General features: G+C 39.7%; 8 protein-coding genes and 1 pseudogene. 3 read left to right on the top strand and 6 right to left on the bottom strand.

Annotated elements, in window-relative coordinates; genetic code table 11:
- Positions 1-157: 157 nt before the first annotated feature.
- From V7K31_RS07705 to lipB, 3 genes and pseudogenes are all read right to left on the bottom strand, one after another.
- A pseudogene (locus V7K31_RS07705) lies at positions 158-235 on the bottom strand (transposase-like zinc-binding domain-containing protein); the annotation flags it as partial.
- A gap of 17 nt (positions 236-252) precedes the next feature.
- A complete protein-coding gene (locus tag V7K31_RS07700; protein ID WP_335093574.1) occupies positions 253-447 on the bottom strand; it encodes a hypothetical protein in 195 nt (64 codons plus the stop codon).
- Between the two features lie 175 nt (positions 448-622).
- Positions 623-1,315, bottom strand: coding sequence for a lipoyl(octanoyl) transferase LipB (gene lipB, locus V7K31_RS07695; RefSeq protein WP_335093573.1), 693 nt, complete (start codon positions 1,313-1,315; stop codon positions 623-625).
- A 616-nt stretch (positions 1,316-1,931) separates the two neighbouring features.
- On the opposite strand from lipB, the gene hpf reads away from it, so the two are divergent.
- Positions 1,932-2,579, top strand: coding sequence for a ribosome hibernation-promoting factor, HPF/YfiA family (gene hpf, locus V7K31_RS07690; RefSeq protein WP_335093572.1), 648 nt, complete (start codon positions 1,932-1,934; stop codon positions 2,577-2,579).
- A 72-nt stretch (positions 2,580-2,651) separates the two neighbouring features.
- On the opposite strand, the gene V7K31_RS07685 is transcribed toward hpf, so the two are convergent.
- From V7K31_RS07685 to V7K31_RS07675, 3 genes are all read right to left on the bottom strand, one after another.
- Positions 2,652-3,113 carry a peroxiredoxin gene (locus tag V7K31_RS07685; RefSeq protein ID WP_335093571.1) on the bottom strand — a complete coding sequence of 154 codons (462 nt, stop codon included), beginning with the start codon at positions 3,111-3,113 and terminating at the stop codon, positions 2,652-2,654.
- 88 nt (positions 3,114-3,201) lie between these two features.
- Positions 3,202-3,660 carry a hypothetical protein gene (locus V7K31_RS07680; RefSeq protein WP_335093570.1) on the bottom strand — a complete coding sequence of 153 codons (459 nt, stop codon included), beginning with the start codon at positions 3,658-3,660 and terminating at the stop codon, positions 3,202-3,204.
- A 50-nt stretch (positions 3,661-3,710) separates the two neighbouring features.
- Positions 3,711-4,043: a hypothetical protein gene (locus V7K31_RS07675; RefSeq protein ID WP_335093568.1), complete on the bottom strand. Its 333-nt coding sequence runs from the start codon at positions 4,041-4,043 to the stop codon at positions 3,711-3,713.
- A gap of 248 nt (positions 4,044-4,291) precedes the next feature.
- On the opposite strand from V7K31_RS07675, the gene V7K31_RS07670 reads away from it, so the two are divergent.
- Positions 4,292-5,419: an acyltransferase family protein gene (locus tag V7K31_RS07670; protein WP_335093566.1), complete on the top strand. Its 1,128-nt coding sequence runs from the start codon at positions 4,292-4,294 to the stop codon at positions 5,417-5,419.
- A 318-nt stretch (positions 5,420-5,737) separates the two neighbouring features.
- A complete protein-coding gene (locus V7K31_RS07665; RefSeq protein WP_335093564.1) occupies positions 5,738-6,421 on the top strand; it encodes a CAP domain-containing protein in 684 nt (227 codons plus the stop codon).
- The last annotated feature ends 69 nt before the right edge of the window (positions 6,422-6,490 follow it).

Raw genomic sequence — 6,490 nt, 5'->3', positions numbered from 1 at the left:
CTCTACTTCTACCCATTGCGGTGGGTTTAAGCAACTGTCTGAGATGAAGCGTCAGAAACCTCGTCCATCTTCTTAGATGGGCGGGGTAGTTCATTCCATATTCTTTTATCCTCAAGGCAAACTGTACCCGTTGTCAAAATTTGAATTTGGAATTGCTGACGCAGATGTGGTTTTGCTTACCTTGTTTGCTGCCGTTTTTACGGATATGGCTGGAGCCACAGTTAGGACATTGCATGACCAATCACGCTAGCTTCATACTCCATTATGCAAGACCGGGTCGTCTTCCCAACAAGGTTCAGGTATCAGCCAAAACAAACTCCTGTGGATGTCGGCTTCAATTTCATCACTGTCGTCTCTATCAAATAGTTCTATTAAAGCTGTCCAATCACGTTCTCTCAGAAAGGTTAACGATGGGGCATATATCTGGAGATTATTTGAGTAATTCACGCGCCAAGTTGTGCTTGACAGCCGTAAAAAGTTAGTATATTTATTTGTAAATAGTTAGACTTTAGCTTTAACAACTATAGTTATTTTAATACTATTAAAGATTGAGTACTCTCATCAGTGTCTCACAATTTAAATAAGACTGCTATGGTATTTATTACATAATTACAAGCTGAATTTACTCACACTGGAAAAATCCTTGAGGCTGCGACTCGACTAATTCCACGCCAAACACTTCAGCAAAAGACTGCGCTACATAAAAACGTATTTCTTGACAGGTAATAGCTGGAATCCATTCGGCTAAACTGCCTACAGGTTTATCGGAAATACCGCAGGGTACAATGCGCTCAAAGCCTGTCATGTCTGGACAAACATTTAATGCAAAGCCGTGCATAGTAATCCAACGGCTGACTTTAATCCCAATAGCCGCAACTTTTCGCCCTTCTAACCAAACACCAGTAAAAGCCGGAACTCTTTCTCCCTGCAACCCATAAACTGCCAATACGCGAATTATTACTTCTTCGAGTTGCCGTAAGTACCAATGAAGGTCTTTACAATAACTTTGCAGATTTAAAATTGGATATCCCACTAGTTGACCGGGACAATGGTAAGTAACCTCGCCGCCTCGTTCTACTCTATGCACATCATATGGACTTTTGTCAATATCAAATTTGAGAAAATCTGAGTTGGCTCCTTGCCCCAGAGTGTAGACAGGTGGATGTTCTAGTAAAATTAACACATCATCTAGACTGGGGTTATGGATGCGCTCATTGAGGAGCGATCGCTGCCATCGATGAGCTTCTAAGTAAGGCATTAATCCTTGGTTATACAGCAAACAACGGTTTCTGTGTGGTTCTATACTATGAATCATGCCAAAAATCAACTGTATTGGGAACGAAATATCTTTCAAGTTACAGGATTGGAGTTAAAAAGGTTAAGTTTTGCAAAGGATTTTAAAGGAAAGTCAAGGGAAGCTGCATTAGAAAACACAAAGTGCTAGCTTGAAAAGATAACCTCAATAGGTTTTAGGAGGAATTCTCTGCAATAAGCATCATGCCAAGACAATAAGGACGTATGTACTGGCTGATGACTCTAATTATATTGTTTGAAACATAAACATTATCAAACTTGCACAAAGACTTGTATTATTGAACAACAGCAAGCAAACTTCAATCGAACAGACAAGGAGCAACTATCAACAGTTCTGTAAGCGTTGCTTTATTGGAGTTGGTAGTCATGGGAGCTACCACTCAGGTTTCCTCACCCAAGAGTTTTATGTGGACATCCAATTGGATATCAGCGCAGAGATGAGGAGGGAAATCAAGGTGTACTTAACAACAACTTAGATGCAGCAAGCTTAGAGACAGCTTACCAGCAGTACATACAAATAGGTCACAATTTGTTTTGGCGGGAGTAATAGAGCTTACCGCAACTTCTTTTCATACAAAGCAAATTCACAAATTCAAATATTCAGGGAGAGAGTTTACATGAAGCTTGTCATCCACAGCAAAAATATTGAAATAACCGATGCAATTCGTGAGTATGTACATCAAAAGATTGAAAAATCAGTTAGTCACTTTCAGAGCATTACAAATGAAGTGGATGTGCATCTTAGCGTAGCCCGTAATCCCCGAATTAATACTAGACAAGCGGCTGAAGTAACTATTTATGCTAATGGTAGCGTTATCCGTGCCGAGGAAAGCAGTGAAAACCTCTATGCTAGCATTGACTTAGTTGCAGATAAAATTGCCCGTCAACTGCGGAAATACAAAGAACGGCGTCAAGACCAGAAAACCCATGCTCAGCCAACAGAAGTAGTTGTTCCAGAATCAGTAGTAACAGATTTAATTGGCGATCGCACTCCCGAATTGCCCAACGAAGTTGTTCGCACCAAATATTTTTCCATGCCGCCGATGACCCTTGCAGAAGCCCTAGAACAACTGCAATTAGTCGGACACGACTTTTATATGTTCCGCAATTCTGAAACCGGAGAGATTAATGTAATTTACGAACGTAACCACGGCGGTTATGGTGTCATCCATCCCCGCAATGGTAACGCTCATACTAACGGCAATAATGGCAAGGCAACCCACGCTAATATTGTCATGCCCGAAAAGTCGCACTCGAATAAATAGGGAGTAGGGAGATAGGGTACAAATAACTCCTAACTCCTGTACAGACGCGATTAATCGCGTCTCTCCTAACTCCTACTTAGCTGCAAGTTGTTGCAAAGTTTTCAGCGCTTCCTCAACATGACCTTTAAAGTTAAACATTGAATCAAACACGTATTGCACAACTCCCTGTTGGTCAATGACGTAAGTAACGCGACCAGGGAACAAGCCAAAGACCGCTGTTGCGCCATATAGCTTCCGCACTTGGTCGCCTTTATCAGTTAACAGAGTAAAAGGTAGATTGTATTTCGTAGCAAATCGTTGGTGAGATTCACTGGAGTCAGCACTCACGCCGATAACTTCAGCACCAGTGGTTTTAAACACTTCATACTGATCGCGAAAGGCGCAAGATTCAGTCGTACATCCGGGTGTGTCATCCTTGGGATAAAAATATAGGATAACAGCTTTTTTGCCACGAAAATCTTCGAGGCTAATTGTTGAGCCGTTTTGGGCAGGTAGAGTGAAATTAGGAGCGGTATCTCCAACTTTGATTGGCATAGTTATTCAAAAATCTAAAATTTGTGTGCTTAAAATAACTATTATCATAATTAACAAATTATGATACCTTTAATTCTATATTCAAAGTTTATTTATTTCTCCGGTCTAAGTATATCTTGAAACCCAATCCACTGCCAAATCCGCCGCCAAATATGATAAGTATTTTCAGAATATCCTGATAAACAGCCACGTCTTTATTGACCAAAAAAACCGTTAAAAACACGAAAACAGCCACAAAAATACAAATAGCGACCAAATTATACTTTCTTGCTTCTTGTGCGTCTACAAATGCTCTTTCACTATCTTTTTCTACGCTTTCAAGTATTTTTGTTATGTGCTGTTGATTAATTTTATCTAGAATTGGTGAAATAGACGATGCGGAGAAGCGACCCATAGAAAGAAATGTTCTTATTTCCTTCTTGATTTCTGGCGGAAGATTTAAATTGTCTAATTCTTCAGGGAGTTTTTCTATATATCCACTTTCACTATCTTGCTCATCTTTTTTTTGCTCAAACTCTTTATTTGATTCATTTTCTTGATTAGACATATAATATAAACGTCAAAAATTGAGAGCTAGCTGGCTTTTAATATAGACCTTCACTTCGTAGTAATATATTTCTCCATAGCAGAGGAAAGTTTCGATTCCCAAAAATTTATGATTTTCTGCTCAAAAGCATCTTTAACTCTGGCTTCTACCTCATTTTCAATAAAAATAGAGCAAGCATAACGAACTAAAGCTTCAAATGCTTTATCACTAATTTCTCCATTCATATTCAAATACGAAAAAAAAGATAACATGCTTTTAAGCCTTACTAGATTTGATGCTGGAAAATCAACATTAGTGAATTGCACACCTTTGCTTGATGCTGAATTTGATATTACACTAAATTTTTTGTCTTTTAAAAACACAGGAAAACTTTCCAACTTCATCTTTTGTCAAGATTATCAAAACTACTTTTAAATATATGTTAAATTTTAACCATAATTCTAAAAACTTTACCCTTAATTTAGATTATATAATATTTATTCAATAATACAAATGTATTAAAAAGACGTAAGTTTGAAAGAACAGGGTCATAACTAACCAATTTTACCTTGTATTCGAGTCTATAAATTTTGCTTGATTACCTGCATCAAGCGGGGTATCTTAGATACTCATCCAACATAAAATTCCGCTTATGCGCCTGACTTCACTGGATGTTTTTCGCGGCATTACGATCGCTGGAATGATTCTCGTCAATATGGCGGGTGTCGCAGATGATGTATATCCTCCCTTAGCCCACGCCGATTGGCACGGCTGCACACCAACTGACTTGGTATTTCCCTTCTTTCTCTTCATTATCGGTGTAGCAATGACTTTCTCGCTGTCAAAGTACACTGAAGGTAATAAAGCAACCTCAGCTATTTACTGGCGCATCTTACGCCGCGCTGCCATTCTCTTTGCCTTGGGATTGCTACTAAATGGCTTTTGGAATCAGGGTGTTTGGACTTTTGACTTGAGTAGTATCCGCATTCTGGGAGTGTTGCAACGCATCAGCATTACCTATCTGCTAACTTCCCTAGCTGTTCTCAACCTGCTGCGTAAAGGTCAATGGATACTGGCAGCAGTGCTACTCATCGGCTACTGGCTAACGATGATGTATTTGCCAGTGCCAGAATATGGCGCGGGAGTGCTGACGCGGGAAGGTAACTTTGGCGCTTATATTGACCGCCTAATTATTCCCAAAGCACACTTATACAAAGGTGATGGTTTCAACTTTATGGGAGATCCAGAGGGGCTTTTCAGTACTATTCCGGCAATAGTAAATGTTCTCGCTGGCTACTTCACTGGACAATGGATACGTAGCCAAACTGTACATTCACGCACAAGTATCGGGTTAGGATTATTTGGAGTTGGTTGTTTAATTATCGGTTGGGCGTGGGGGTGGACATTCCCCATCAACAAAAAGCTGTGGACAAGTTCCTATGTAGTTTTTACCAGTGGTTGGGCGTTGCTTTTGCTAGCAGCTTGTTATGAACTGATCGAAGTACGGCTGAATCGTCGCTGGAGTAAACCTTTTGAAATTATGGGCTTAAATGCGATCGCTCTTTTCGTTGCATCAGTTTTGTTGATTAAAATCTTAGTGAAAACCACTATCGGCACAGGCAAAGACGCTCCCAGTACCTACAATTGGATTTACCAGAATTTTTTCACATCTTGGGCGGGGGCGCTGAATGGTTCCCTGTTGTTTGCCATAGTCACCGTGTTGTTGTGGTGGGCTGTTGGTGTTCTGATGTATCGACAACGTTGGTTTCTCAAAGTGTAATCTGAGAATATGTCATTGCGAGTAAAACGACGCGATCGCAAGGTTTTTTTGGGCTTGTTTCCCTAAATAGCGGTAACGCTGAGAAGAAGCGATCGCAATGACAGTTATTTGAGCGAACATGATATAAACTCTGCGTTTTTCTATCAAATGCAAATATGCAAAGTTTTTATTTGTGTAATCTTTTTTCTCCTTTACATTTGAGTGTTCGCTAGGTTACAACAGATATAAAGAAGCGTCTACAAACTTCTCTGTGTGTAGAAAATTCTTATTTATTTTAATTCACTAAATTAATCCATATAAATAATTGTGAGGTAATGAATGCGTCGCATTAGATTTTGGGTATTTTTGCCACTTATCCTAATATTTGGTTGCTCAAATCACCTGTTTCAATCTAGCCCAGCAGTAGTTCAACCAGCCAGTCCGACTTTATTAGCAAAGGCGAGTTACCTTTCATCACTGGAACAACAGGTAATAATTGAAACAAATAAAGTACGAACAAATCCCAAAGCATACCTCCCGATTCTAAAAAATTATAGAAAGCGCTTTGAGGGGAACCGAGTCAAAATTTCTAATAATACGTATTTGCGAACTCAAGAAGGAGTTAAAGCAGTCGATGAAGCGATCGCATTTCTGAAATCAGCACATCCTGTGGGAGGGTTGAGTGCATCTAAGGGTATGTCTTTAGGTGCAAAAGACCACGTTAAAGACCAAGGTCCAAAAGGTGCTACAGGTCATGATGGTAGCGATGGTAGCAGCCCCTTTACTCGCATCAATCGCTATGGTACATGGCAAACAACCGCAGGCGAAAATATCAGTTATGGGCTAAACACTGCCCAAGATATCATCATGCAGTTAATTATTGATGATAGTGTGCGCGATCGCGGTCATAGAAAAAACATTTTTAATGGTGCTTTTAAAGTGTCTGGTGTTGCTTATGGAACTCACAAATCATATAGAACAATTTGTGTAATTGACTACGCTGGCGGATATAGGGAAAAATAATTTTAGGTAGGGAATAGCGAGGAATATAGCTGACGATTTCTAAGATACTGTTGGCGAATTAATCAGGGA

The organism is Nostoc sp. (genome assembly GCF_036917675.1).
In the GTDB taxonomy this organism is placed as follows: domain Bacteria; phylum Cyanobacteriota; class Cyanobacteriia; order Cyanobacteriales; family Nostocaceae; genus Nostoc.
Note: the sequence above shows the minus strand (reverse complement) of the source record. Positions and strands in the feature narration are given on the sequence as shown.

Coding starts and splice junctions, on each gene's coding strand:
- lipB (WP_335093573.1), bottom strand. CDS start 1,315: ATGATTCATAGTATAGAACCACACAGAAACCGTTGTTTGCTGTATAAC.
- hpf (WP_335093572.1), top strand. CDS start 1,932: ATGAAGCTTGTCATCCACAGCAAAAATATTGAAATAACCGATGCAATT.
- V7K31_RS07685 (WP_335093571.1), bottom strand. CDS start 3,113: ATGCCAATCAAAGTTGGAGATACCGCTCCTAATTTCACTCTACCTGCC.
- V7K31_RS07680 (WP_335093570.1), bottom strand. CDS start 3,660: ATGTCTAATCAAGAAAATGAATCAAATAAAGAGTTTGAGCAAAAAAAA.
- V7K31_RS07675 (WP_335093568.1), bottom strand. CDS start 4,043: ATGAAGTTGGAAAGTTTTCCTGTGTTTTTAAAAGACAAAAAATTTAGT.
- V7K31_RS07670 (WP_335093566.1), top strand. CDS start 4,292: ATGCGCCTGACTTCACTGGATGTTTTTCGCGGCATTACGATCGCTGGA.
- V7K31_RS07665 (WP_335093564.1), top strand. CDS start 5,738: ATGCGTCGCATTAGATTTTGGGTATTTTTGCCACTTATCCTAATATTT.